This is a genomic window from Tunturiibacter gelidiferens, from assembly GCF_051013345.1.
Classification (GTDB): domain Bacteria; phylum Acidobacteriota; class Terriglobia; order Terriglobales; family Acidobacteriaceae; genus Edaphobacter; species Edaphobacter gelidiferens_A.
On record NZ_CP132939.1, the window covers coordinates 5,901,807 to 5,927,927 of the forward strand.

26 protein-coding genes and 1 pseudogene are annotated in these 26,121 nt (G+C 57.3%); 8 read left to right on the forward strand and 19 right to left on the reverse strand.

The annotated features are described in order from the left end of the window. Positions 1 to 173: 173 nt before the first annotated feature. The 5 genes from RBB80_RS29815 to mutL all read right to left on the reverse strand — a co-directional run bounded on the left by RBB80_RS29815 (position 174) and on the right by mutL (position 6,702). On the reverse strand, positions 174 to 323 hold the full coding sequence (locus RBB80_RS29815; RefSeq protein ID WP_433965769.1) for a (d)CMP kinase: 150 nt from the start codon (positions 321 to 323) through the stop codon (positions 174 to 176). Continuing rightward, positions 320 to 991 (reverse strand): (d)CMP kinase, encoded by a 672-nt coding sequence (cmk, locus tag RBB80_RS29820; protein WP_433965770.1) that lies wholly within the window; start codon positions 989 to 991, stop codon positions 320 to 322. Before cmk ends, RBB80_RS29815 begins: the two co-directional genes overlap by 4 nt. Further along, on the reverse strand, positions 975 to 3,185 hold the full coding sequence (locus RBB80_RS29825; protein WP_433965771.1) for a hypothetical protein: 2,211 nt from the start codon (positions 3,183 to 3,185) through the stop codon (positions 975 to 977). Before RBB80_RS29825 ends, cmk begins: the two co-directional genes overlap by 17 nt. Positions 3,186 to 3,446: 261 nt before the next feature. Next, a complete protein-coding gene (pstS, locus tag RBB80_RS29830) occupies positions 3,447 to 4,547 on the reverse strand; it encodes a phosphate ABC transporter substrate-binding protein PstS (protein WP_433965772.1) in 1,101 nt (366 codons plus the stop codon). Positions 4,548 to 4,644: 97 nt separating this feature from the next. Continuing rightward, positions 4,645 to 6,702 carry a DNA mismatch repair endonuclease MutL gene (gene mutL / locus RBB80_RS29835; RefSeq protein ID WP_433965773.1) on the reverse strand — a complete coding sequence of 686 codons (2,058 nt, stop codon included), beginning with the start codon at positions 6,700 to 6,702 and terminating at the stop codon, positions 4,645 to 4,647. 289 nt (positions 6,703 to 6,991) lie between these two features. On the opposite strand from mutL, the gene RBB80_RS29840 reads away from it, so the two are divergent. Next, positions 6,992 to 7,519, forward strand: coding sequence for a PEP-CTERM sorting domain-containing protein (locus RBB80_RS29840; RefSeq protein WP_433965774.1), 528 nt, complete (start codon positions 6,992 to 6,994; stop codon positions 7,517 to 7,519). Between the two features lie 76 nt (positions 7,520 to 7,595). On the opposite strand, the pseudogene pyk reads toward RBB80_RS29840, so the two are convergent. From pyk to RBB80_RS29875, 7 genes and pseudogenes are all read right to left on the reverse strand, one after another. Then, positions 7,596 to 9,097: pseudogene (pyk, locus tag RBB80_RS29845) on the reverse strand (pyruvate kinase). Between the two features lie 129 nt (positions 9,098 to 9,226). Then, positions 9,227 to 9,943, reverse strand: a complete 717-nt coding sequence (locus tag RBB80_RS29850; protein WP_433969961.1) for a YihY/virulence factor BrkB family protein — start codon at positions 9,941 to 9,943, stop codon at positions 9,227 to 9,229. Further along, positions 9,841 to 10,125 (reverse strand): hypothetical protein, encoded by a 285-nt coding sequence (locus tag RBB80_RS29855; protein WP_433965775.1) that lies wholly within the window; start codon positions 10,123 to 10,125, stop codon positions 9,841 to 9,843. The genes RBB80_RS29850 and RBB80_RS29855 overlap by 103 nt, the downstream gene beginning before the upstream one ends. A 30-nt stretch (positions 10,126 to 10,155) precedes the next feature. Continuing rightward, positions 10,156 to 10,644 (reverse strand): thioredoxin family protein, encoded by a 489-nt coding sequence (locus RBB80_RS29860; RefSeq protein ID WP_433965776.1) that lies wholly within the window; start codon positions 10,642 to 10,644, stop codon positions 10,156 to 10,158. 134 nt (positions 10,645 to 10,778) lie between these two features. Continuing rightward, positions 10,779 to 10,997: a hypothetical protein gene (locus tag RBB80_RS29865; protein WP_433965777.1), complete on the reverse strand. Its 219-nt coding sequence runs from the start codon at positions 10,995 to 10,997 to the stop codon at positions 10,779 to 10,781. Then, a complete protein-coding gene (locus RBB80_RS29870) occupies positions 10,961 to 11,332 on the reverse strand; it encodes a hypothetical protein (RefSeq protein WP_433965778.1) in 372 nt (123 codons plus the stop codon). Before RBB80_RS29870 ends, RBB80_RS29865 begins: the two co-directional genes overlap by 37 nt. Next, a complete protein-coding gene (locus RBB80_RS29875; RefSeq protein ID WP_433965779.1) occupies positions 11,332 to 11,694 on the reverse strand; it encodes a VWA domain-containing protein in 363 nt (120 codons plus the stop codon). The genes RBB80_RS29870 and RBB80_RS29875 overlap by 1 nt, the downstream gene beginning before the upstream one ends. Before the next feature lie 695 nt (positions 11,695 to 12,389). Between RBB80_RS29875 and RBB80_RS29880 the strand changes: the two genes are divergently transcribed. From RBB80_RS29880 to RBB80_RS29890, 3 genes are all read left to right on the forward strand, one after another. Next, positions 12,390 to 13,835, forward strand: coding sequence for a diguanylate cyclase (locus RBB80_RS29880; RefSeq protein ID WP_433969963.1), 1,446 nt, complete (start codon positions 12,390 to 12,392; stop codon positions 13,833 to 13,835). A gap of 67 nt (positions 13,836 to 13,902) precedes the next feature. Further along, on the forward strand, positions 13,903 to 14,862 hold the full coding sequence (locus tag RBB80_RS29885; protein WP_433965780.1) for an alpha/beta hydrolase: 960 nt from the start codon (positions 13,903 to 13,905) through the stop codon (positions 14,860 to 14,862). Positions 14,863 to 15,108: 246 nt separating this feature from the next. Next, entirely contained in the window at positions 15,109 to 17,475 is a 2,367-nt protein-coding gene (locus tag RBB80_RS29890; protein WP_433965781.1) for an EAL domain-containing protein, read from the forward strand. An 82-nt stretch (positions 17,476 to 17,557) separates the two neighbouring features. Here RBB80_RS29890 and RBB80_RS29895 read toward each other — a convergent pair whose 3' ends face one another. The 3 genes from RBB80_RS29895 to RBB80_RS29905 form a co-directional block, all read right to left on the reverse strand. Further along, the gene (locus tag RBB80_RS29895) at positions 17,558 to 17,818 is read right to left on the reverse strand and encodes a GlsB/YeaQ/YmgE family stress response membrane protein (protein WP_179585077.1); all 261 of its coding nucleotides are present in this window, start codon (positions 17,816 to 17,818) and stop codon (positions 17,558 to 17,560) included. 307 nt (positions 17,819 to 18,125) lie between these two features. After that, complete coding sequence (locus tag RBB80_RS29900; protein WP_433965782.1) at positions 18,126 to 18,515, reverse strand: DUF6979 family protein; 390 nt, start codon at positions 18,513 to 18,515, stop codon at positions 18,126 to 18,128. Positions 18,516 to 18,648: 133 nt separating this feature from the next. After that, positions 18,649 to 19,257, reverse strand: a complete 609-nt coding sequence (locus RBB80_RS29905) for an ROK family protein (protein WP_433965783.1) — start codon at positions 19,255 to 19,257, stop codon at positions 18,649 to 18,651. Positions 19,258 to 19,978: 721 nt separating this feature from the next. Here RBB80_RS29905 and RBB80_RS29910 point away from each other — a divergent pair. From RBB80_RS29910 to RBB80_RS29925, 4 genes are all read left to right on the forward strand, one after another. After that, positions 19,979 to 20,440: a TonB family protein gene (locus RBB80_RS29910; RefSeq protein WP_433965784.1), complete on the forward strand. Its 462-nt coding sequence runs from the start codon at positions 19,979 to 19,981 to the stop codon at positions 20,438 to 20,440. Positions 20,441 to 21,087: 647 nt separating this feature from the next. After that, entirely contained in the window at positions 21,088 to 21,825 is a 738-nt protein-coding gene (locus RBB80_RS29915) for a DUF418 domain-containing protein (protein ID WP_433965785.1), read from the forward strand. Between the two features lie 206 nt (positions 21,826 to 22,031). Beyond that, positions 22,032 to 22,589 carry a DUF418 domain-containing protein gene (locus tag RBB80_RS29920; protein WP_433969965.1) on the forward strand — a complete coding sequence of 186 codons (558 nt, stop codon included), beginning with the start codon at positions 22,032 to 22,034 and terminating at the stop codon, positions 22,587 to 22,589. Positions 22,590 to 22,591: 2 nt separating this feature from the next. Next, the gene (locus tag RBB80_RS29925; protein ID WP_433965786.1) at positions 22,592 to 23,182 is read left to right on the forward strand and encodes a DinB family protein; all 591 of its coding nucleotides are present in this window, start codon (positions 22,592 to 22,594) and stop codon (positions 23,180 to 23,182) included. 80 nt (positions 23,183 to 23,262) lie between these two features. On the opposite strand, the gene RBB80_RS29930 is transcribed toward RBB80_RS29925, so the two are convergent. The 4 genes from RBB80_RS29930 to RBB80_RS29945 all read right to left on the reverse strand — a co-directional run bounded on the left by RBB80_RS29930 (position 23,263) and on the right by RBB80_RS29945 (position 25,954). Next, positions 23,263 to 23,727 (reverse strand): SRPBCC domain-containing protein, encoded by a 465-nt coding sequence (locus RBB80_RS29930; RefSeq protein WP_433965787.1) that lies wholly within the window; start codon positions 23,725 to 23,727, stop codon positions 23,263 to 23,265. Beyond that, a complete protein-coding gene (locus tag RBB80_RS29935) occupies positions 23,724 to 24,062 on the reverse strand; it encodes an ArsR/SmtB family transcription factor (protein ID WP_433965788.1) in 339 nt (112 codons plus the stop codon). The genes RBB80_RS29930 and RBB80_RS29935 overlap by 4 nt, the downstream gene beginning before the upstream one ends. Before the next feature lie 104 nt (positions 24,063 to 24,166). Continuing rightward, positions 24,167 to 24,376, reverse strand: a complete 210-nt coding sequence (locus RBB80_RS29940) for a hypothetical protein (protein ID WP_433965789.1) — start codon at positions 24,374 to 24,376, stop codon at positions 24,167 to 24,169. A 78-nt stretch (positions 24,377 to 24,454) separates the two neighbouring features. Continuing rightward, on the reverse strand, positions 24,455 to 25,954 hold the full coding sequence (locus RBB80_RS29945; protein ID WP_433965790.1) for a vanadium-dependent haloperoxidase: 1,500 nt from the start codon (positions 25,952 to 25,954) through the stop codon (positions 24,455 to 24,457). Positions 25,955 to 26,121: the final 167 nt, after the last annotated feature.

Genomic DNA, 26,121 nt, shown 5'->3' on the forward strand with positions numbered 1-26,121 from the left:
AAACGATGTGTGAAGGTTAGCACAGTTGCCAAGTTTTTTTACTTATTCTCCTAAATAGTTACAGTTGCACCGTTTATAGTGCATAAAATGTGAATATTCGGACCCTGTTTGAGGATATTGGGGTTCGATGGATTCGACAAACGTACATCGACAATGTTAGATATCACGCAGCGTTACGCCTTTAGATGGGTTCGGACGATCTCTTCGGCTTGATTCAGAACATCTTCAAGTGTCATAGAGGTCGAGTCCAGAATCACTGCATCGGCGGCGGGCCTAAGGGGTGATTCGGCCCGATTGCGATCGCGGTAGTCGCGGTCTTTCAACTCGCGAAGGACGGCCTCTTCGGAGAGGCGCTGCTGCTCGGCGGTGACGGGATCAGGAGACTGACGCGCGGAGTTCTGCCTGACAGTTGGCCCAATGGACTCGGACGCGGGCGCAGCTTGACGATAACGGCGGCTCCCCGAACCTCGGGGGCCGCGTCGAGGAAGATTTTGACTTCAGCGTCCGGAAAGACAGCAGTGCCGATATCGCGGCCTTCCATGACGACTCCACCAGCTTCGCCTAACGCGCGCTGCTGTTGGACCATCCAGGCGCGAAGTTGAGGGTGGACGGAAACTTTAGAGGCGGCGTTGGTGACGTCGGTCTCGCGAATCCGGCGAGAGACGTCCATGCCATCGAGCAGGACACGGTTGCCTTCGAGTTGTGGCTCAAGGGTGATGCGGGTGTGGACGGCGAGGTCCATGAGGGGCGCTTCTTCCTCGAAGTCGTAGTCGTTGTCGATAGCTTTGAGGGCGAGAGCGCGGTACATGGCACCGGTCTCAAGGTTGAGGAATCCGAAGCGACGGGCGAGATGAGCGGCGAGAGTGCGTTTGCCGGCGCCAGCAGGCCCGTCGATGGCGATGACAGGGCGCTGGCGCTTTTTGGTTTCAGGTTGCGTGGGGGTGCGGAGTCCTCGTGCGGCTGCGTCATCCTGCTTATTCCCCTTCCTCACGTTTGAACTTGCGCGCGGGAGGCCGGTTGCCGAAGGGCTTTTTGTTGCCCTTGAACTTGTCGAAGGTGCTAGCGGGTTTGCCTGTCCCGATGGATGAAGATTTGCCGTAGGGCTTTTTGGCTCCAAAGCTGCCACCCGTAGATTTTCCGGCATGGCCAGTGCTTGATTTGCTATACGGTTTTTTGCTCCAAAGCTGCTGCCGGTCTTGCTGTACGGCTTTTCTCACCGAATCCACCACTGGATTTGGCTTCGAAAGCGCCTTTAGGACGAGGCGTGCGTGGTGCGTCGAATTTGCGGAAGGGTGGTCCCTCGGGACGTGCGCGGCTCTCTCCGCGGCTGGGGCGATCTTCGGTGTCCCGGGAAAAGGTTTTGCGCGGCGCGAAGCCGTTGGTGCGGTCGCCACCGTCAAAGCTGCGTTGCGGGCGGGCGGAGAAGCTGCCGGGTTTGCGCGGGCCGCCGAAACTAGACTTGGCACCGAAGCTGGGTTTATCGCCAAAGATGCGACGGGGAGGACGAGCGTCTCCCGAGTCTGCGTCAGGACGAGGTGCGAAATCGCGGCGCGGGGCGCGAGAGTCGCCGGAGTCGCGGCGGGGTGGACGGGAGTCGCTGCTGTCGCGGCCAAAGCTTGGCTTGCCTGCCAAGCCTTCACGTTTGCGCCCGAAGGTACCTGGCTTGGAGAAGGTCTTGCGCGGACGGTCGCCTTCTCCTGCTGAGGCGTCGTTGTAGGGGCGCGGAGTATATTCACGGCGTGGCGGGCGGCTGTCGCCAGTGTCTGCGCTGCGACGGAAGGTGGGACGGTCGCCGCCGGCAGAGGAACGATCGCTACCGAAGCGGGGCTTGCTGCCGAAACTGGGTCGGCTGCCGAAGGATGGCTTCGATCCGAAGGAGGGCTTTGAGCCGAACGATGGTTTCGAACCGAAGGACGGCCGCTTCGTTGTCCGATCGAAGCTGGGCTTGCGATCGTAGGTGCGCGGAGTTCGGGCAGCTTCTGCGGTTTCGCCTTCGTTCGAAACCTCGGAGGGGATTTTGCCGCTGCGAGGCGATCGGCCTTCTCTTCTTCCCAAGGCTTGGTGAAGCTGGGGCGGTCGGGGCGATTGGATTCGCGGGTGAAGGGTCGACGTTCGCGCGACGCAGAAGTGGATTCGGAGGTGCGACCAGGTTTGGTTACAAATCCTGTGCCGACCTTGCGAGGCTTGGGCACGAACTTTGTGATTCTTGGTGTTTCGTTGGTGGCTTCAATGCTTTCACCTTCGGTGGTGACGACAAGGGAATCGATATCGTCCGATGCCAGGGTCGCGACTTCGAGGAAGGCGGGAAGTTCACCGGCGACGTGAAGGACCGTGCGGCCTTCTACTGCGATGGTCTCCAGTTGGCGCGCGGAGATGAGCGCGTGAATGACATCCCGGATGCGCGAGCGGGCAGCGATAGGCGATAGGAAGGTTTCGATGTCCTCTTCAGAGGCTACGATGGCCTGGCCGAGATAGAGGGAGATGAGGGCCGAGAGGGCCGTGGGCTGTCCGGCGTTGGCTCCGGCTTTGATCTGCTTGGTAAAACGGGTGGTCGTGAGCTCCCAGAGTGTGGCGGCTCCATCGGGCTGCGGGACGGGAATGACGCGGAGATGTTGCCAGAGCTCGGTGAGAGAGCGGAGGACGGCAGTCTCGGTGACCTCTTTGCCTAGCTGCGTGGTGAGGTCGTAGGAGCTCATGCCGGTGGCGTGGTCTTTAGCGCGTTCGGAGAGGAGGGTGTAGGCGTTGAGGGCGAGCGGGGAGACCTTGGTGGCGCCGCTAGTGGTGGGTGGCTGCTTCCAAGCCTTGTCGCCGCGCAAAGTAAAGACGTAAGGAAAGGCAAGCGGAGAGACGATGAAGTCGGGAGTTTCGCTGCCGGTACCGGTGGGCGAACCAAGAAGATTGAGGGGGATTGCGCCGCCGTCGAGGATGAGACGGGAGAGGAGGCTGCGGGACTGATCCGTGTCGGCCAAGTTCGGGGTGGCGTTCGCCGTGCCGAGGATGGCTTCGACGAAGGATGGTGCGGGCGCGGGAATCTGCGCGGCGCGAGGCGTAAAGAAGACCAGGCCTGAGATGTTGAGCCAGTCGCGAAGCATGTTGATGGTGAGGATGGGATCGGTGTTTTGATGCCAATGCGCGAGGCGGGCGGCGGCGAGCTGGTCAGCCGTGGGAGTGCTTAGGTTACTCAAGGTGTTGCCTTCCTGCTGGGCGGAGCGGTGCTCGCGCTACAACATATCCCTAGCCTGGGCTAAAAGGATGACACTAACGATTGGATTCGAGCGATGGGCGGCTAGATGCGCTGAAATGCTTTTTTGTATGTCTTTATAAGAATACCGCAAAGCGACAGTCTGCCGTGGAGGAGATAGGAGAATCTGAGGTTTCTGCGCCACAAGGAGAAACCGCTCATCGCGTCTTCGTCTACGCGGTGAAGACGCGATCAGTGAGGCTCTTTAGGGAATGGGCTGGCCCGCTGCCGTCATCTGTTGGAGCTGCTGGCGGTCGTAGCTCTTGACGCCGTCGGGAAGAGGTGCGTAGTTGAGCGTGGCCGCAGCGGCCTGCCCGTCGGTGATGATGTACTGGACAAAGTTTCTAAGTGCGGTTCGTTTGGCCACGTCCGGGCCGTCCTTCGGGATGATAAGGAACGTGAGGGTGGAGATCGGGTAAGCTTCGGGAGCCGAGGCTGGAGCGTTGACGATTGGAGTTCGTGGATCCTTCGAGAGCTGATCGGTGAAGGCTGAAATGGCGGCGGTGGTGCTGGAGGTGTCTGGCAGGACGTATTTGCCGGCAAGATTCTTGACGGCGGCCACGGGCAGCTTGTTCAGCTGCGCGAAGGTAAGCTCGACGTACCCGATGGCTCCGGGAGTTTGACGGACCTGCCCTGTGACGCCCTCACTTCCCTTGCCTCCCATGCCGACGGGCCAGTTGACGGAGTTGCCTTTGCCGACCTTCTGCTGCCACTCCGGACTGACGGCCGAAAGATAGGTGGTGAACGCGTTGGTGGTGCCGCTGCCATCGGTGCGATGGGAGACGACAATCTTCGTGTTGGGCAGAGTGACACCGGGGTTGTCGTTTACCAGGAGCGAATCGCGCCAAGAGGTAATCTTGCCGAGGAAGATTCCCGCGATGGCGTCGGAGGAGAGCTGGACCGGCTTGTCGAGGCCTGATAGCGAGTAGGTGATGCAAACGGGACCAGCAGATTCGGGGATCTGGATTACGGGCTTCATGCCACTGAGTTGATCGTCATTGAGTGCGGCATCGGAGGCTCCGAAGTCGACTGTGCCGTTCTTGACCTGCTGGACGCCACCCCCAGAGCCGATGGATTGATAGTTGATGCGTAGATTGGAGTGTGCGGTCGAGAAAACGGAGGTCCATCGGGACATTACGGGATAAACGAAGGTGCTTCCCGCACCGTTTAGCTCTACGCTTTGGGCTCCGCTGCCGCTGGAGGTTGATCTGCAGCCCGCTAGGAAAACGATGAAAAGGGCGGACGCAAGATAGAGAACATATGCTGACCGGAAACTGACGCCCGGGCTATCGACGGATTTTCGCAAAGGCTTCTCCAGTGAAGCGAAGATTTATATAGGTTGGTTGCGCGACCATGGAGAGATGGTTGCAGCCAGACGGCATATTCGCAGAGTCCTTACAGAATCAAATGCGTTGAAATGCTTTTTGTATGTCTTTGTAGGAGTAACGCAACGCGATGGGTCTGCCGTGGGGACAGGCCGTGGGATGCTCGGTCTTTCCGAGGGCGTCGAGCAGCCACTCGATCTTCGAGTGATCGAGTGGCTGATTGATCTTGATTGCAGCGTGGCAGGCGATGGAGGCCGCGATGCGGCGACGGCGGGCTTCGGAGTTCTCAGTTTGGCGATTGCGGTCTGGGATGGCGAGAACCTCTTCTAGCAGGTGTTCAAGCTCGCGACCTTCGAGACCAACCGGGGCAGCTTTGACTGCGAGAGTGCGGGGGCCGAAGGGTTCTGCTTCGAAGCCATTACCCTCTAACTCTTCGGCGATCTCGGCGAAGGTAATCATTTGAGCGGGGAGTAGGTCGACGAGCAGCGGCATGAGGAGGCGCTGACGTTGGATCTGTTCGGTGTCGCGATCGCGCAGAACTTTTTCGAAGAGGATGCGCTCATGAGCCACATGCTGATCGATGATCCAAAGGCCCTCTTCGTTGGTTGCCAGAATGAAGGAGTCGCGAAGCTGACCAAGCGGCTTGAGCGTTGAGAGCGCGGTGAGGGTGTCGGCTTGCTGCGGCGAAACTGGTTCATATCCAGACTCAGTCTCGATGGAATCGTAACCCGCGGGGATCGAGTGTCCGGAGAAAGCGAAGCGGCCGGGAGACGGGGAAACGATTGGGGCGGCAAGTTGGAAGGTGGAAGATTTTACTGTCTCGGTCGAAGTTGGAAAATCCCATTGCGCGATCTCGGAACCATTCGAAAAATAACGAGCACCTTCCCCATCGGCGCTCATCGGAGTAAGGGGATGACCTGCAAAGGTTGAGGGTTGATGGGTTGGGGCGAAGACCGGTTGGGGTATGGCGTCGCTGCCGTCTGGAGGGCCTGGGAGCGGGCTTACGTCGATGAGAAGCGAGCTAGAAACGCCGTGCGGACCATTTTGAAGTGCGGTGGCGAAGCTGGCTGCGGGACGGGCCTGGATGAGCGTGGTGCGGATAGTGTCGCGGACGAAGTCGTGGACGAAGCTTGGCTGGCGGAAGCGGACCTCGGTCTTGGCTGGATGGACGTTGACGTCTACCTCTTGCGGCGGCATCTCGAGGTATAGGAGGACGACCGGGTAGGAGGTCGGAGGGAGGATGTTGCGATAGGCCTCCGAGAGTGCGTGGAGGATAAGCTTGTCGCGGATGAGACGCTGATTGACGAAGACGTAGATGGAGTTGCGATTGAGCTTTTGTAGTTCGGGTTTGGAGACGAAGCCAGTCAGGCGCAGGTAACCAGGGTCGGGCGCGACGTAATCCTCATCGCGCTTCCAAGGCGGGGGCTCGGGAAGGCCGGCGCGAGTGAAGTCAAGTTCAGCGGTAGTGGGGAGCATGTAATTGCTGGTGTCTTTGCCGAAAATCTGGAAGAGGCGGTCGGCGGCGTTGGCAACGGCGGGGGCGACAAGAAGAGCCTGCGTGGAGGAGTGAAGTTCGAAGTGTTTTGTGGGGTGGACGAGGGCATAGTGGGTGACGAGGGCGGCGATATGGGAGAGCTCGGTCTGCTCGGACTTGAGGAATTTGCGGCGGGCCGGGGTGTTGAAGAAGAGATCGCGAAGGGTGATTGTGGTCCCGACTGGGAGACCGGCGTCTTCGACGCGAAGAATGTCGCCGCCGGAGATCTCTACGAGGGTGCCTGAGACCTCTTCAGCGACGCGGGTTTCCAGCTGTAGGCGGGAGACACTGGCGATCGAAGGCAGAGCCTCGCCGCGAAAGCCTAAGGTCGCGATGGAAAGCAGGTCGTCGGCACTGCGGAGCTTGGAGGTAGCGTGGCGCTCAAAGGCGAGGAGGGCGTCGTCGCGTACCATGCCGTGACCGTTGTCGGTGATGCGGATCAGCTTGCGGCCGCCGGCCTCGACCTCAATTCGGATGCGGGTGGCCTGGGCGTCAAGGGAGTTTTCGAGGAGTTCTTTGACAACGGATGCGGGTCGTTCGACAACTTCGCCGGCAGCGATCTGGTTCGCCACAAGATCGGAGAGGATATGGATGCGGCCCATGAAATCGATTGTAGGTGATTCGGTGCGCCTGATGATTGACGGGGCCTACGAAGGCATTCGCCCGTAGTAGCGGACGCTTTCAGCTGATTGTGGGAAATAGATTCCCAATTGATGCCTTGGTGAGGTAAATGAATGCCACTTTAACATGCATCTCATTGCACATTTTTCGGTAAAGGATCGGGCCAAAGTGGTTTGACAAGCGATTACGAACCAATTTCGTAGGTTGCGATTGGCCATCAGAATGCACGTACGTGTTGCAAGTATTCTTCCTGCGACCTTTAGGAGCCTTATGAAACAAAGATCACTGGGACTCTGCATTCTCGCCTTGGTTACTCTCGCCATCACTTCTGCCGCCCACGCCGATACCTTCAATTTTAGTTTTTCTGGCCCTTTCTTCTCTGGCTCGGGCACATTTACCGCTACCGAGAGAGGCGCTTCAGATATCTATGACATTACCGGCGTTACGGGCACCGTCAAAAGTTGGGCGGGTTCCTCGCAGATTATTTCTCTCGAAGGACTGGGTGACAACAAGCTTACCTACCCAGGAATCGTCCCTGGATTCTTATTTCCAACCAACTACTTTGATGCCAAAGGTGTGTCGTTCGGGCTCGCCGATGGAGACGATGTCAATCTGAACGATGTCGGGGGCGTTGAGAAGGCAACGATGGGAGCGCCGAAGGGACTAACCATTCCCGAATTCGAAACCATCGACATCAGCAAGAGTTCGACAGTTCCCGAGCCCAGCAGCCTTGCGCTATTTGGTACGGGCATCTTCGGTATCGCCGGCGCGCTTCGCCTCAAGTTGCGCTTTGGCTGATTCGCTCCGTCATAAATCGCAGAAGAGCCGCTTCGCACCAATGAAGCGGCTCTTCTCTTTTGTGTAGGAATAGGCGTCATTCGATGACGTCTACCTCATCATCTGACTTTTTCTTTATTGCAGTTTTGGATTTGTGGGTTTCGGTATCGCGGTCGCCTACCATGTGGAGACGCATGAAGTTCGTCGCCCCGGATTTGGTGCGAGTCCCGGCGACGATGCCAACGATCTGACGCTGATGAACATGGCCCTGCATTTCAAGGATCTGTTCGGCCATGTTGACGAGTTTGTCCGTATCGCGAAAGCGAGCGCAGAGGATAGGATACGTGCCCCAAAGGAGCATGCAGCGGTTGATGACCTTCTCGAACGGCGAGAGCGCGAAGATGGGCGGGTCGGGGTGGTATTTGGAAAGAAGGCGAGCCGTCATGCCGCTTTCAGTGAAAATGGCAATGGCCGCTACGTCCAGGTCGTCGGCCGCGTGCGACATGCACTCGCAGATAGTCTCTGCGATGGAGAGACGGACGCTGGGGTGATGACCGAGTGCAGGGCGAGGATCGAGGCGGATCTGATGCTCGGTCTCGGTGATGATCTTGGCCATCATGGCAACCGCTTCGACAGGGTACTTGCCAGCGGCGCTCTCGGCGGAGAGCATGACAGAGTCGGTGCCGTCATAGATTGCGTTAGCTACATCTGACGCTTCGGCGCGGGTAGGGCGCGGGTTGTCGATCATCGACTCGAGCATCTGGGTAGCGGTGATGACGGGCTTGCGGAACTCGGCTGCGCGGCGAATGATGTGCTTTTGGAGAGCCGGGACCTTTTCTGGTGGAACTTCTACGCCCAAGTCGCCGCGGGCGACCATGATGGCATCGGTGACTTCGAGGATGCTATCGAGATGCTCGATGGCTTGTGGTTTTTCGAGCTTCGCGACCACCCATGCGTCGGATTTCAGAGCGGCCAGACGATTCTTCACGTGGCGTACGTCGTCGGCGGTGCGAACGAAGGAGACGGCGACCGTATCTACACCCTGAGCGATGGCAAAGATGAGATCCTCTTCGTCTTTTTCGGTCAGGAGGGAACATTGACAGCGATGCCTGGTAGGTTAATTCCTTTGTTTTCGCCGAGCATACCGCCATTGATGATCTCGCAGGTGACGTCTAAGCCCTTCACGACTTCGACGCGCAGCTCGATAAGGCCGTCCGAGAGCAGGATGCGGGAGCCGGGCTCGAGATTTTCGGCCAGCGTCTTGAAAGTAGTGCCCACCAGAGCGGCTGTCCCTTCGATCTCGCGCGGGGTGATGGTCAGGCGCTTGCCGGCGATAAGCTGCACGGGCTTATGGCTTTTAAGCTTCCCGGTGCGAATCTTGGGGCCCTGCAGGTCGGCGAGGATGCAGATTGGCTTGCCCTCCTCTTTAGAGATGGTGCGGACCATGCGGATGAGTTCGGCCTTTTGCTCGTGGCTGCCGTGAGAAAAATTGAGGCGGGCGACGTCGAGTCCAGCGCGGACAAGCTGGCGAAATATCTCCGGAGTATTGGAAGCGGGGCCGAGGGTGGCGACGATCTTGGCGCGGCGACCACGTTCCATCGCGGCAAAGGGGGCAACGTTGGGCGTTGAGTTCAAAGATTTCTTCATGGGTCGCTTGCGGAAACTTTCTCACCATCGCGGATTAACGATGGTATGACCAGTGAGTTTTATTTAACTGCCGTCGCAATTCTAACCGGGCAGGAGGGTGTTTGGGGGCGTGGGCGTGGAATGAGGGCGATGCGGGTGGAAAAAACGAGAGTGAAATTCGGCGTTGAACTCGGCTCCGCACAGAACACAGAGCGAGATGATATAGAGCCAGAAGAGAAGCGCTATGCCGGCGCCCAGAGATCCATACACCTGAGAGTAGTTGGCGAAACGTGTGACATACCAGCCGAAGATGACGGTTGCTAAAAACCACATGGCGGTGGAGACGAATGCTCCGGGGAGGGTACGCTTCCACGACTGCTGCATGGGAGTTCCCATGTGATAGATGAGGGCAGTAACGCCGATGCTGCCAGTAAGCGCAACGCTCCAACGGAGGACGAGAGCAAGCAAAAAAACCGGAGTCCGGGCAGAGGGTGCAATGTGCAGAGCCAGCCATGTCGTGATGAAGTGACCGAAGACTACCAGCACGCTGGCGAGTGCGAAGGGAATGAGCGAAAGCGGAACCAGAATGAGTGCTCGGATTCGCCGCTGCCAAAAGGTCCAGCAGTCAAAGGGGAGGTCGTTCGCGCGACGCAGGCCTTCCATGATGGTGGCCAGCACGCTGGAGGCTCCAAGGAGGCTGACGATCGCCGCAAGGCTCAGAGCATGAGTGGAACGGGTCGTTTGTGGGGATGCGACGAAATAACTTTGGAGCAGGGGGCTGACATCTGGGGGAGGATGCGATCGAAGAAGAGAGCGAATTGAAAGCGAAAAGGCGTTGTGTCCGGAACCAGGCTGATAGCGGCGGCGGCGACGATGAGGGCCGGAAACAATGAGACCATCGCAGAGTAGGCGGTGGATTGGGCCAGGTTGAGACTATCGTGCCTCATTGCCCGCAGCAGCGTTCCGTGGAGGATCTTGGGAAGACGGAGAAGTCTTCTCATAGGAGTCGTCCGAAGAGCGAAAGAGACAGATTACGCCTTCCACCGGTTGAGGAAGGCTGTAACAGCTTCAACGCTGGTGTGCTCGAACTCCTTCTCGTGTTCGGCGTAGAGGAGGTTGCCGCGGGCGTCGATGACAGCGAGAGAAGGAATGCCATGAGCGATGGGAACATGATACTTCTTTGCCACATCCACGTTATGGTCTACATGGCCGGTATCGATGTGCACAACAAGGAAGTGCTTGGCGAGGAGTTCCGCATTAGGACTTTGGCGGTAGTAGTAGTCCAGGACCTGACAGTCACCGCACCAATTTGCACCGAAGTCGAGGATGATGCGCTTGTGCTCGCGATGGGCGGTGATCATTGCGGCGGCAATGTCAGCACTGGCGTTGGCGGTCTCTGAGTAGAGGTTCCTGTTGACCATGAAGACAGACTGTGCAGAGGCCGGAATAAGTGAGGTCATCATGAGCGCCAGAAGGACTGCCCCGACAGTGCGGCTAGTGATGCGACGTATCGTGTTCATAGAGACCTTGTTCGCAGAATAGGACATGTGAGGACGCCGGCTGCGATCCGGATATACATGCAATGCAATATCTACAAATGATGCATGAAGATCACGCAGGAACGCAAAAGTATGCGGGAGAGAGGTGGTGAGAATTACTTTCCAGCATAGTAACCATCGCGGGTCTGGACGACCAGACCCTTCTGATGGATGTCTACTGCGACCTGATGGTAGCCGTTCGAAGCCGCGTTCTGGGTCGGGGTATAACCAAGGCGGTACTGCGCTCGAAGCTCTTCCGCTATCTGGTTATAGATCTGAGCGACGTCTTGATTTTTCTTTACCTCAAAGAGGCGGCCGCCGGTCTCCTGTGCCATGCGTTCGAGGATCTTCTTTCCGTCGACGTGGCTTTGGCTGGGATAGTTCCCCCGTTGCTGCCACCATTGCCTCCTCCCGGATAGCCGCCACGGCCCCCTGGGTAGCCACCACCAGGATACCCACCCCCGGGGAAGCCACCGCCAGGGTAGCCACCGTGGCCGCGCTGGGGGTTATTGTTCTGCGGATGGGACTCTTCCCCTTTGAAGTAAATGGCGTAGATGATGGTATCGGCTCGCTGGGCCGCTTCGATGGATCGGACGAGATTTTCCTTGCTGTTTCGGTCGACACCGTCGGAGAGGATGATCACGGCTTTGCGGCCAGTCTGCTTGCTCATCAACTCGTCGGAAGCCAAAAGAGAGCATCATAAAGAACGGTCCCTCCCCGGCTGTGGCTCCGGCTGTCGCTATCATCATCAGCGGATGCGGGGCTTGGAGTATCGATCTCTTTGAGCGCCTTCTGGAGAAGCGGGCGCGAAGTCGTCAAGTCCTGCAACAGCTCCGTTTGACGCGCAAACTGGACGATGAAGGCCTGATCCTTCGGCTTGGTCAGCATCTGGTCCAGGAAGGTACTGCTGGCGGTGCGTTCTTCGTCCAGAACATTACGCTGGGACTGGCTGGTGTCGACGAGGAGACCGAGGGTGAGCGGGAGGTTAGTGTCCTTGTCGAAGTACCGGATGGTCTCGGGCTTACTGTCCACCTCAAGGGTGAAGTCATCCTTTGTAAGGTTCTGGATAAGTGCTCCCTTTTGTCACGTACGACAACGGGAAGATTGACCAGCCGGGCGTCGACGGCGATCGTCGCCGCCGCTGTGGAAGGCGACTGATCGGGTGCAGAGATTTTTTGTTGGGCGGCGAGGCTGGGAACACGCAGGCCGGACGCGAGTAAGACAACGACCATCACAAGAGGCCGGAGTAGTTGGGAGGCGGTCATGTGAGTTTAGACGACACCGGGTTGGTGGGGTTTCAATCTGGAGTCGTTTGACCTGACGTTTTTGCTGACGAGAAATCTCTGACTTGCTACTATCGAGTCATCGTTTCAATCTGCGCTTCCGCATTCCGGTTTGTCGGAGTCAAGTGAACCGCTTGCAGAACGAAGATTTTCGGCTTGGGTGATCTTTGCGTCATCGGTCTCTGGAGCCGTTCGCAATCACCGGCGGATCTTCGGAATTGAAAGGCCGTATTCCCCGAAGAAGCAGGCGAAAGAAAGGGTTGCTCTGGGCAATAAAGTGTTAGACAGCTCTCCTTGCAGTATGCTGACAGCGTTGGGAAAATGCTGGAACGAGAATGCAATGGACATAAGCAAGAGCGTTGGCGAAGCGTCACTCGATGTAGAGCTGGCTCATTGTGCTGCTCCTGAAGTCGCTGATGCACATCCGCGCTCCGGGCCTATTCGCTGGCGACACCTGACCGCCACGTTCTTTACTCTGCTGCTTTTTCCTGGCTGGGAATCGTGCTTTCGCGACAGTCGGACGGAGTTGCGACGATCTGGTTTACCAACGGACTTTTATTTGCGCTGGTGGTTACGCGGCCGAAAAATACCTGGATTCCTTATTTCATTGCCGGTTTCCTGGCCGATACTCTGGCCGATGTGATCTACGGCGACCCGTTGCGGCTGGCGATCGGCGTGTCAGTAGCCAACTCCGTGGAAGTGATCACCTCATCTGTGCTGTTGACGCGCTGGTTCGGCAATCCTCTGCAGCTGACGAAGCGCCTTCCCCTGCTGGGCTTTCTTGGCGTCGCGGTCGTTGCGGCGACGGCGCTGACCAGTGCTTTGGGAGCTTCGTGGACGTTGCTCTTTGTGAAGGCGGGCCCCTGGTGGATGCTGTTTCGCACCTGGTACCTGGGTGATGTGTTAGGGATGGCGATCATCGCGCCCCTAGTCTTTATCTTGCAGCGGCCAGGCTTCTTTACGATGCTGCGAAGTCAGGAGCTGCCGAGAACACTGTTGTTACTAATGGTTCCGGCGGCCGCTACGGCGCTAGTGTTCAGCCACAGCAAAGACCCGCTCATCTTCTTTATCTTTCCCGCGCTGTTGCTTGTGGTGTTCCGATTGGGTTTCCCAGGCACGGTGCTAGCGGTGTTTGTGATTGCACTGATCTCGATCTGGTTCACTGTCACCGGACACGGGCCGTTGATGCTGATCACCGGTACAAATCTGCTCCACAAGATTGTGATTGAGCAAATCTTTCTTGCCGTGGCGCTATTCACCTTCTTCCCGGTGGCAGCTCTGCTCGAGGAGCGCAAAGCGCTCGAGATTTCGTTGCAGAAGAGCGAACTGCGATACCGCGAGCTGGCCAACGCGGATTCCCTCACCGGTCTCGCGAACCGACGTGCCTTTGATGAAAGGCTCGAGGAGGCATGGTACCGGGCAATGCGCAATGAGCAACCGCTGGCGCTGCTGCTGATCGATGTGGATCTTTTCAAAGCGTATAACGACCTCTATGGACATGTTGGCGGGGATGAATGTCTGCGCTGCATCGCGAAGGTGATTGCAAGTGCATTACAAGGTAAAGCTGAGATCGCAGCACGTTTTGGGGGCGAAGAGTTTGCCGTGATCCTGCCGAACACGACGATCGAAGTTGCATTGCGAGTGGCTGAGAATGTCCGCGAGGCTGTCGCAACCCTGAAGGTGCCGCACTCGGGAAACCAACTCGGAATCCAAACCATCAGCGTGGGTGTGGCGGCGGAGGTACCGAACCGGAACACTGCGGTGATATCTTTACTAACGGCCTCCGATCACGCGCTGTATCGTGCCAAGTATCTGGGACGAAACCGAGTAGAGTCGTCGACGGCGGTGAAATCGAGAACCGAGATGTCCACCGCAGATTCTAAGGCCTGACGATGCAGCTCCGCCATCTCGTATTTTGCCAACGGCAGTGGGTTGAAGCATGTATCTTGACGGAACGATGAGACAACTTCTTTGGCCGGCAGCTGGTTGTTTCTGTGCGCTCCTCGGAGTGGGGTGCGCCTCAAACTCGGCTACGGCTGCTACACCTGGTCACTCCTCGGTCGCAGCAACCGTGACGAAGCCTCCCTTGGGATTCGCAAAGACTGTCGTGCTATGGCCAAACGGAGCGCCCGGTGCATTAGGAGACGGCGACGGAGACGTTCCAAAGATGTATGTGTATCCAGCACCGGGGGCTGGCTTGCATTCGGCAGTAATCGTGATGCCAGGGGGCGGATATGTCCATCTGGCGATCGAAAAGGAAGGTGGGGAGGAGGCCCGTTGGCTGAATGCGCATGGCGTGACAGCTTTCGTGTTGGAATACCGGCTAGGGCCGCGATACCACTTCCCTTCTCCGATGCTCGATGGCGCACGGTCCATGCGCTATGTGCGCAGCCACGCAGCAGAGCTGGGAGTTGCGAAGGACAAGATTGGCCTGTGGGGCTTCTCGGCGGGCGGTCACCTGGCGGGCTATCTGGCAGCGGTGAATGATAACGGCTCTTCAGGCGCTGAGGATCCTATTGATAGAGTCAGCGACCGGCCGGACTTCGCGATTGTGTCCTATGGGCGATTCACGATGGACGATTCGATACCGAGAAAGACGAATATGGAAGGGCTACTGGGCGACCATCCGACGAAGGCAATGTTGGACTCAGTCTCCGTAGTGAAGCTGGTAACGAAGAATACCTCTCCCTGCTTCATCTTCTCCACTACGGCCGACCAGACAGTCAATCCTATGAATGCGACGGCATTCTACGACGCATTAAAGCACGCCGGCGTGCCGGTGGAGCTGCACATCTTCGAACGCGGGCAGCATGGAACGGGAATGGCTCAGGGAATGAAAGGAATGTCAGAGCTAGCCATCTATCCGACGCTGCTTGCGAACTGGATGGAAATGCATGGCTGGATGTCTCAGGATTAGTGTGACGGAGAGATCGTTGCGCTCTTTCAATCGAGATGGAATCAAAAAAGTTGATCCCAGGCTGCGAGGAACGAATAGACTGCATTTGGTATCGCTGCGGTATAAAAGTCGAAGTCAAACGTTTACAACGGGCAGATGGATCACTCATTTTGATCGCGAAAGAAGTTGTTTCGTCCGGTTACGTTGGCGGTCGGAGTTTAGAAGCACGATGCTGGCACTATTCTGGCTTGTATTTCGAGGTATTTCTTGAAGGCTTCTGCGCTCGAATCCCAGCGGTCCTGGATTTGGAAGACAATTCTCTCAGCGGCGCCGATTTCGCTGGCGGTGGCACAGCTCTGGCGAGTCGACCATGGGGCCGAGTTCGGAAAGTTGAGCGCTATCTTTATTGCGATGTCTGGCACTGCCGTTGCAGTTTGGGCGCTGTGGCGCGAATATAGTCGCCTCGATAAGCTAAGAGGGGCCGAGCAGGCGCATTCGCAGTTTCTGGCAGCCGCTGAGACCAGCCTGGATGCCTTCGGGCTCTTTGAATCCGTACGAGATGAAGTAGGCAGGATCGTAGACTTCCGAATTCTGTACGTCAATGCCAACGTCGAGGGACTGTTACAACGATCACGTTCCGAGCTCCTGGGACAGACTCTGTGTTCAGTAACTCCGATTAAGGCCACGGGACCGATGTTCGCGAGGTTTTGCAGGGTTGTCGAGACAGGAGAATCACTCAATGAAGAGTTTCCTGTAAGTTACGCGACCGTCAAGGCAACCTGGTTGCGAACCCAGGTCGTCAAGCTCGGAGATGGACTGGCTATCACCTTCAGCGATATCAGCGAAGCCAAGGCGACCCAGGAGCGATATGCCCACCTGGCGGAGTACACGGACTCTGTCTTTCAGAACGCACCCTTCAGCATCGTCGCGACCGATATCGCCGGAATGATTACGGCAATGAACGGGGAAGCAGAGAAGCTGACTGGGTATCGCCGCGAGGAATTAGTCGGGAAGGCTTCACTGACGGTGCTGCACGACGAGCGAGAGCTATTGGGTAGGGCGGTCGCGATCGACTCTGCCGCGACATTGGAAAAGTATGGGTTCGAAGTTCTGACGACGAGGACAGCAGCGGGAAAGATGGAGCAGCAAGAGTGGACACTGGTCAGACGCGACGGCGCACGAACGCCAATCAATCTGGCCATGAGAGCGGTAACCACCGAGGCCGGAGAGGTAAGCGGCTTTGTGAGCATCGCATTCGATATCACGGATAGACGCCAGATGATGGAGTATGTCACCCATCTGGCCACGCATGATCAATTGACGGGACTGACAGGGCGCGCGCTTTTGCAGGACAAGACTGTCCAAACGGTGGAACTGGCACGACGCTATGGAACCAAGGTCGCGGTCTTTGTCATCGATCTAGATCACTTTAAACGTATTAACGACTCCTTGGGACATTCGGCTGGGGACTCGATTTTGATCGAGGCTGCACAGAGACTGCGCCGCTCCGTGCGCAGCACCGATGTGGTGGCGCGGGTAGGTGGAGACGAGTTTGTGGTTGTGATGCCGGACATCACCAACGTGGACGACGTCGAACAATGCGCAGCCAATCTAGTAGCCGCGTTATCTCCGGAGATCTCAATCGAAGAGCACCTGGTGCGTGTGACCGCGAGTGTCGGAGTCTGCATTTACCCCGACTTCGCAAGCGATGCCAAGCACCTGCTTAAACGGGCAGATTCGGCAATGTACGCGGCAAAGGAGAATGGACGGAGCCAGTTCCAGATCTTCAGCCAGAGCATGCTGAAGGAGACCGCAGAGCGACTGACGATGGAGCATGCACTGCGCCACGCATTGACCAATAAAGAACTCAGCATGCATTATCAGCCACAGATCTCGCTGACCACCGGAGCCGTTACCGGCATGGAAGCGTTACTCCGCTGGAATCATCCGAGATTGGGAAGCATCTCGCCATCGCAATTTATTCCATTGGCAGAAGAGACTGGACTGATTGTGCCGATCGGGGAGTGGGCCTTTATGACCGCATGTTGCGAGGGGAAGGCGTTGCAGGACGAGCTCGGCATGGATCTAACGGTTTCAATCAATCTGTCACCACGGCAGTTTCAACAAAAGAATCTCGTTGCTGTTGTCGAACATTCGCTGTCGAAGAGCGGTCTCTCTCCCGAGAAACTGCAGATCGAGATCACGGAAAATATGTTGATGGTCAGCTCCGAGCATGTTCTGGACAAGTTGCAGAGAATGAGGGAGCTGGGAGTCCGTATCTCCATTGACGACTTCGGCACTGGATTCTGCAGCTTCTCGTACCTGCTCGAATATCAGGTCGACCGGCTGAAGATCGATCAGAGCTTCGTGAAGAAGGCTGGAACCGACGCCAATGCCGCAGCTGTAGTTCGAACTATCATCGCGATGTCTCACGGACTAAATATTAAAGTAGTCGCCGAAGGGGTCGAGACCGATGAACAGATGCGATTTTTGTTGCGAAGGAAGTGCGACGAAGCGCAGGGCAACTTCATTGCGAAACCAGTGGCGATGGCGGAGTTCAGTGACGTGATACGGCAGTACGCCAACGGCCCTGCCGCTCGTGCCTCGGAGCCCGTTACCGGATTGGTTCGGTAGAGGACTTTTGACACAACGACGATCCGCGAGGGAGGTATCCCTGATCGCGACAACTGCTGAATCTTCAAACTGCTTGTGATTGCTAGGTCGTTGCCCGGCTACGTTTGATCAGGTGATAGATGCCCAACAAGATAAGGGCGCCGACAAGCGACATCAGAAAGCCAGCGGACTGATCAGGCTCATAGTGACCAATAGCGCGGCCGAGGAAGGTTCCGAGGAAAGACCCTGCTATACCGATCAACATGGTAATGAAGATGCCGCCGGGCTCTTTGCCTGGAATGATGAGCTTGGCAAGCGCGCCGACAATGAGACCGATGAGAGCCGTCCAAAGCAGATGAAACATAGCTGATCCTCCGTGTTTGGGTTTCCGGGTGGCCGGATACGTCTCGCTGGATGGGAGAAGGATACTCTTACTTTTCGCCGACGCAAGAGTTTGATCTTGCGGCATACGGGAATTTCTCTTCTGGCGAGAGCATGCGACGCGGAAATTCTCTTCATCCAATCAAAAAGACGACCACGAAGCTGACACTGGTCAGGTGACGGCTAATTTCACCTGGTATTGACACTTGCCACATGCCGGAGGATCCTCCATTTTCCGACGGAGACCCACACGTTCGATCCGATCGGCTTGTGGAGCGTCGAATGATGACCTAAGCGCTGCGGACGATCAGGTCATTCTTCCAGAGAGCCAGAACGACGTCCATCTGGCTGTTGTGTGCGATGTCCTCGCCGTCGGTGACCTCAGCCCAGAGCGTAGAGACAGTTTTGTGCTGGCCTGCATTGAGAAGCGCTACCGCACGAAGAGCATATGCCTTGGCCTTGTTGGATGGAGCATATTGCCCGGCAGGAATTCCTTTAACCAAGCCGGCTTCGCAAAGACTGAGGAAGGCGAACCGGGGGCCTCCCTTTCGCTGGGCCGAGGGGCTGGTCGGATAGAGTTTTGCGGTCGCCTGTTCCCAGCGAGCTGCGGGCGTGATGGACTTGCCGTAAGTATCCATGCGGGCCGCGATCAGAGCGGCCTCGCCATACTTGTTCGCCATGGTATCTCTCCTGTGAAGATTGTTTCAGACTCCGGTAGCAGGCGTGATCGCCGCTCGCACGCGTTCGGCCGAGGCGGTCTCGCCGAAACCTGACGATCGATTGCCGAATCGTCCTGCGACGCTCCCAGTCTGATCAGGCCTTTGACGTTGGCTTGGTCGAACGTTGTTGCGCGGGACCGTTGCCTGATGGGTCAAGCGGGGTGTCTTGCCAAAGCTTGATGCCACCGTCGATCGCGTTGGTGTTCGCACCCAGGATCACGTGGTTGGGCAGGGACTTCATCATCTTGGCATTGCCACCGCCGAGGAGCACGGTGTCGCAGACCATCGCGGCCTTGAGGCGGCTAATGATGTCGAGGACGGACTTTCTCCAGCGCCTGACTCCACGACGTTCGAGGCCCACGAGACCGATGTACTGTTCGTAGGTCAGCCCCTTTTTGTAAGGCAGATGAGCGAGTTCGAGCGGAATGACAATGTCATCGAAGATCATTGCCGAGCCCAGCCCGGTGCCGGTACCGAGGAAGAGCATGCGGCCGCCCTTGTAGCCACCGAGAGCCTGCATCGCGGCGTCGTTGATGAAGCGGAGGGGCCTGCCGAATGCCTTCTCGTAAGGAAAATCGATCCAGCCTGGGCCGAGGTTATGGGGCTCGGCGATCGGACGATGGTGGACGACCGGACCCGGGTAGCCGATGGAGACGCAGTCGTAGGTCCAGCCGGCGGTAGCGGCAAGGACATCCTTCGTCATCTGTTCGGCGGTCATGGCAGGACCGGAGGGATCTTGATAGGGACGCGCATATCTGTCGAGGCGACCTTTATATTGGTGCCCCCGATGTCGATGACCAGAACTTTCATTGAATTGGATGTTAGCAGCGTTGCGGAAACCTTTGGGTACTTTGGCGGAAGCGATACAAATGGACGCCCGAGACTCCCGCGGGGGTACCTCCGGGGGTTGTACCACTCAAGTATCGCTTTTTCAGCTACTTACGATTTAACCCCACTATAAAATATTCATAGCAAAGGGCTTACAGGCAAATATTTCATTCCATTTGGGTTATAGCTTTGGCACCAGTGCGCGACGTCTTTGGTTCTTCACCCTAAGTTCAATTTTACAGGATGGCACATAACTTATACGCCACGCGAAAAGCCTTACTGGACGCGGGTTTTAGGGCGTTTGGGGGTTGACATCCATTTTTCCCGCCAAATGCATGTCTTTTGCCCCTGTACAAGGTGGCGGAGGTTCTTTTTGCGGCGCTACAAGGGTTTTCAATAGCTTTCCAAGTCATGAATCGAATATAGAGCGAATATAGATTAATGCGAACATTGTGAATCTTTTTTTGTTTTGTGTTTTATGCCCAAGTAAGTCTCTGCATATAAATGGCTTGTATTTTGGCAGACATTTTTATTGACAATCGTATTTGATTTGCTTTATTGTGGTGATGGGCACACATGCCCTAGGAATTGATAATATGCGTCGAATCATTGTGGCCACCCTCGCCCTGTCCCCCATGTTGCTTCACGCGCAGGCAAATTCGCCTGCAAAAACCCAGACCTCTGCCGTCACCCTGCGCGCTGAACTGGTTGCCCCAACGCCTACTGCCTCCGAGTCGGATCGCGGGTCTACTTCAACCGTTACCCCTGTGCGGATCTCCACCGGAGTCAATGCTCCCAAGTTGGTTTACACCGTCGGGGTCGCATCAGACGCTGACTTCTCGCCCTTGACCCAGTTTGAGCGAACCGCTGTTGTTGCGATGACGGTCGACCCGAGCGGTAAGCCGACGGATCTGAAGATCGTTCAGTCGGTCAACCCAGTGATGGATCGCAATGTTTTGGCCGCGGTCAGTCAGTATCGCTTCACTCCGGGCACATTGGATGACCAGCCTGCTGCGGTTCCGGTCAATCTGGCTGTTGTTCTGCGTGGCGCCCGCTAGTTCCCTGTTTCACTGACGGGCCCTCTTCGGCGGAGATCGTTGATGTGGACCTGGTTCAAGCTGAAAGGCAGACTCTTTTGAGTCTGCCTTTTGTTTGCGTTGCGAAAGGGGGCGTCATTGCTGGGCTGCCGGGGTGGCGGTGGGGTTGGTCTGCCCTTTGCCATTCGGATTTGGGCGCAGGATGAGAAAGACAGCGATCGCTCCAGCGATGACGCAGGCGATGACGATTAGCAGGAGGGGCTGCAGAAGGCCTGTCTTTTTTCAGGCGGCGGGGTGGGGGAGGAGGCCATGGGTAGTTGGATGCAAAATGTGGCGGTCAGCGATTTTTTTATGGAGCTGAAAGAGTGTATTTTGCGGGGGTTTTTGCGAAAACGTGGCGGCTGAGTGTGGTTTTTTGATGGCGTAATCGTGGTGGAATGCGTGGTAAACGTGGTGAATAAACGCCATCAAAAAGGCAGATGAAAAATACGCCAGTTTTTCGAATGTATTTTCTTCTATTGATTGGTGGTGCGAACCGGTTGCGCTTCGTTGGTGGCGAGAGGCTTCTCGGTGGTTCCGTGCCTGAAATCGCGGGTTTGAGGGGCTCTTGCAAGCGATTTTTCGCTTGATTGGCGGGGGCGGGGTGGGATACTTCGGGTGAAAATGCGATGAATCGACGCGCGCGCGGCCTGGGCCGAGAGGAACTGCGAGTGCTCCCGGAGGGAAGCATGGCGAGTGTTGCTGGAGTGGGTGTTGATGAGGGCATGATTGCTCCCGGGGCTGCCGAGGAGTTGGCTGGCCCGGCGCACGCTGAGCTAAGCGCGACGAGGCCCGTAGCGCGTGGGGAGCGGATCAGCAGCATGGATGTGCTGCGGGGCTTTTCGCTGATGGGCATTTTGGTGATGAACATCTGTGAATTCGCTTATGGATTTCATAACTATGCGTATCCTCTGAGCACGGTGAAGCCTGTCTTCAGTGGGCCACACTGGAAGATCAACACCGCCGTGTGGTTTCTGCGCTGGATCTTTGCCGAGGGCAAGATGCGTGCGCTGTTTTCGATGCTGTTCGGCGCCGGTGTAATCCTGTTGACGGAGCGGGCTTTGGCGCGTGGGGCGGGGATCAAGGCGGCAGACATCTTTACGCGGCGGAACATATGGCTGGTGCTGATTGGGATGCTGCACGGATATTTGATCTGGGACGGCGACATCCTGTTTTACTACGGCGTGGCGGCGCTGCTGTTCCTGTTCCCCTTCCGCAATGTTCGGGTGAAGCGGCTGATGTGGACGGCGGGAATCATTCTGTTTCTCAACTCCGTGTTGATGATGGGGGGCAGTATGGCAGCTCGTATAGTGCGAAGCAGGCGGCGGCGAAGGCCAATGCGAAGCTGGCGCAACACCAGACGCTGACCGAGGACGAGATCGGCGATCTGAAGAAGTGGCAGAGTACGCAGGACAGATGGCGTGCACCTGACAAGAAGAAGTACGAAGATATCGCCGCGATGCAGAAGGGGTATTGGAAGGCGCAGGGGCACGTGGCCGGCAACGTTTTGATGGGCGAGTTGAAGGGAGCGTACTTCGGATTCGGCGACTGGGTTGGGTTGATGCTTCTCGGCATGGCTCTGTACAAGAATGGATTTTTGCCTGGCCGCTTGAGCATCAAGACCTACGCGTGGATCGCTGTGATCGGACTTGGGGTGGGATGGGCTGTGACGGGGATAGGCGCATGGAGGGCCTGGGCGGGACACTTCGACATGTTCAAAACTTTGATCTGGATGCAGGCTCCGTATGACATAGGGAGGATTGTAGGAGCATTGGGGAATGCGGCGCTGCTGCTGATTTTGTTGAAGACGGGAGTGTTCAAGTGGCTGCTGGCGCGGGTTGCGTCGGTGGGGCAGATGGCGTTGTCGAACTATCTGCTGACGAGCCTCACGATGAAGACGATCTTCGTGTGGGGCACCTGGCACTGGTACGGCTATGTGGAGTACTACAAGATCTACTATGCAGTGCTGGGAATGTGGATCTTCAATATGGCATTCAGCTCGATCTGGCTGCGGTACTTCGAGTTTGGCCCGATGGAGTGGGTGTGGCGTTCGCTGACGTACTGGAAGCGGCAGCCGATGCGGATCCGTGCGGCGACTCCGGCACCGGCGGTCGCGAACGCAGTTGTTTGACCATGCGTGAACACGAAGTTCACACACAGCCTGGCCGGGCGCCGGTGCAGATCTTTGCGGCCAACGATCGCATGAACCAGATGCTGATCGAACATCTTGATCCTGCGGCGTGGAGGGCCAAGCCTCCTGCCAAGACTCGCACTCTTGTGGCGATTTTCACGCACATGCATAACGTCCGCTGCAAGTGGGTGAGGCTTACGGCTCCGCATCTGAAGGTTCCACTGCAGCTGAACCGCGCGCACTGCACACCCCAGCAGGCGCGTGAGGGATTGGCCGAGAGCGCGGCACGTTGCGAGGAGATGCTGGCCGAAGCGCTGGGTGGTGAGGGCGGCCGCATCGAGAAGTTTCGCAGGGACGGGTGGGCTCCGGCGTGGCCGGTTGGCGTGGAGATGCTTTGCTACATGATCGCTCATGAAGCTCATCACCGCGGGCAGGTTTGCATGCTGGCGCATCAGCTCGGATTTCCGTTGACGCACGGGGTGTCGGATGGGATCTGGAACTGGGAGAAGCTTTGGAGAGAGTGCGGGTCGCCTGGAGGTCCCGGCTGCGGGGTTAGTTCAAGTGGCTGTGCGACCTGCTTGTTTGGGTTATAGACCCAGGGCAGAAACGCGTATCCCCACGGGACTGGGAAGCTCGTTTTGTTCCTTGCCCGTGGGTTCGCGCAGCAAGCACACTAGATCATTGCGTCGAGGCGCACGTAGCTCGCTTCCATCCCGCTCTCCATGCCGGTCGCAAGCATCATGGCTCGCGTTTTCTCGTCAGGCAGAGTCATCCGCATCTTCATCAAGGTTCCTTCGCCGTCTCGGTCGAAGGTGGTTTCGACGTGGTTGTCCGGCGTCGGATCCGGCAGATGCATACGCTCGACATGGACGATTCTGCTGTAGGGGTTCATTTCAAGAAGCTCGCCAGTGATATGGAATCCGGCGCCTTTGCCGTTCGTCCATTCGTAACGGAACTTCCCTCCGGGCCTGGCTTCGTTGATGCAGACGGGCATGCTCCAGCCTTCAGGGCCGAGCAGCCATTTCCGGATCAACTCGGGATCGGTGTGTGCGCGATACAAGGCTTCCGGCGGCGCAGCGAAGCGCCTTGTCACGATTACATGGGTGTCGCCTTCGGTGGTCAACGTCATTTTGCTCATCGTTTTCTTCCTTTCTTCTGTTTGGTTATGTCGGCCAGAACTCCGTCCAGCCGGTCGTAGTTCTTCTCAAACGCGGTGCGAAGCATTCCGAGCCACTGATCCATGGCCTCGATTCCCTGCTTTGCGAGGCGACGCGGGCGCCTGGTGCCTTCCACCCGTTGGGTGATCAGCCCGGCATCTTCGAGCACTTTGAGATGTTGTGAGATCGCCGGCTGCGTCATCTCGAAGGGTCGTGCCAGTTCGTTGACGGTCGCCTCGCCCTGCGAGAGTCTCGCCAGAATCGCTCGACGCGTTGGATCCGCCAGGGCCGCGAATTTTGTGTCGAGTTCTTGCATAGGTAATAGCTTATATAATAGGTTACTTATTGTATAGTGCGAGTTTTGAAAAGTTTGAGCTCGCGTGATTGCACAATCTTTAGATTTTGGAGGGAGGACGAATTTCAAATCGAGGTGACGGTGCTGCGGTGTGCCTGCAGCGCGATGATTCTTTTGGAGAAGGCCGTTTCGTCGGGCAGTGAGGTCATCGGATTCTGTACCGCGACGGTGTGATAGCCCGTCTCGTGCGGGAGCGGGATGACCTTCGACCAGCTCGATGCGTCCGCGAATGTGCGGTGAACAAGCACGATGTTTGTTCCTGACGCAGTGGCCATAGCATCCTCTCTGATTGTTCTAACTCAGTGGCTTGTGATGCTACGGGATGCAAATCGGCGTTGTCTTCGCGGACCCGCCTATTGATTGGAGATGGTGGCGATGGATCCGTCCAGCTTGGTGAAGTGCACTGTTAGTTTTTCGTTATAGACGCGGATCTTGTCCTGCAGGAAGCTGATGGCGAAGGCCTCTCCGAGGAGGATGGAGTCATCGCTATCGCTGCGCCAGTGGATGCCGGCGTGAATGCCGTGGCCGAAGCTGATGTTGTGCGCGAGTTTGTTGAGCTCACCGTTGATGGTGAGACTGCCTGCGTCAGGGCCGGTGTAGGGGTTGACGGAAAGACCGTCGGGTGCAGGCACCAGCGGATTGGGAATGACGAAGTGTCCATCGTAGAAGAACTTCAGAACGGTGATGCAGGCTCCGGCGACCACGCCGTGACCGGTGGGGTAGGCGGGATGAGCGGGTGCTCCCTCGGGGAAGGGCTGCGAGAGAAACCAGCTGTTGTTGGCGTCATAGCTGGCTTTGAGCGCCTGCGAGTTGAGGAAGTTGTTGTTGAGTCGAGCCTGAATGCTGCCCAACTGGTCGGTCTTGGTGAGGTAGGCGATGCCACCGCTGGACTCAGGCCGTGGACGCAGATGAACGAACCACTTTTGATACCAGACGGTGTCGAGAACACGCGCCGAGACTTCGCCGATGGTTGCGGAGATGTCTGGTCCGCCGAGGGTGTCGAATCCGGTCTGGGTGCGGGAGGTTACGTAGGGATTGCCCGGGTTCAGTGGCACACCGAGTGTGTTCATTACGAGAAACGCGATGAAGTATGCCTGGAAGAGTACGTCAACGCGCGTCCAGGCACAGAGTCCGCGGCCATCGTGCAGGAAACGCAGGGTGGGGTCGGGCTGATTGGACAAGCCGGTAGTGATCCCATTCTGGACTTGCAGGAATGAAACAGGGTCCAGCATGTAGTTGAGACCGGCCTGATAGGTGATGAACTGATTGGTAAGTGGCATCGCTCCGAAGAAGCTGGGCGTGATGATGAGCTGCGAGATGTAAGGCCCAAGTGTCTCGCCCGGATAGTGGCCGCGGAAGAGTAGATTCGGAGTGACCTGACCGGAATGGGTTCGTGGGCCCGCATAGCTGGGCATGCTGGTCAGCTCGGCGCAGGCCGCGGCGGCTATGGGGCTTGTGGGGTAGTCGGTGAATGCTGTGTCGCGCAGCAGCGAACACCAGTAGAGTTCGGCAAGCTCTGTACCCCAGGCAGGGCTGGAGAAGGCAGGTGGAGCTGGGACGACGACTTGAGTCTCCTGGTTGTGAGGAGAGGGCGAACTGCCAAACTGATGCGAGTCGGTTCCCTCGAGCGTGAAGGCTAATCCGCCCTGCGGCCCGTTCAGGGGGCGGGTTCCTCCGATGATGATGTTCTCGAAGTCCGATGGTTTGCCGCTGGCCAGAGCGGTCGTGAAGGTTCGATATGCGGCGGGATTTACCAGGCCGATCGAATCCTGAAGGACAACTTTGGTGTAGGTTGCCGAGGCATCGGAATAAAGGTGCTGATCGCCGTTGGTTTGATGGGAGGAGCGGAACAAGAGCCTGAGCGATCGCCGCCTTAAGACGGATTGCGAACGACGCTTGAACGCGCGGATTGCCTGGTATGCCGAAGGTGTTCGACGTAGTCTGGACCTTCGCTGATGTGGGAGACTCTTCGGAGCCGGACTGCGCCGACGCAAAGACAGGGGATGCGAGCGCCCCGGCG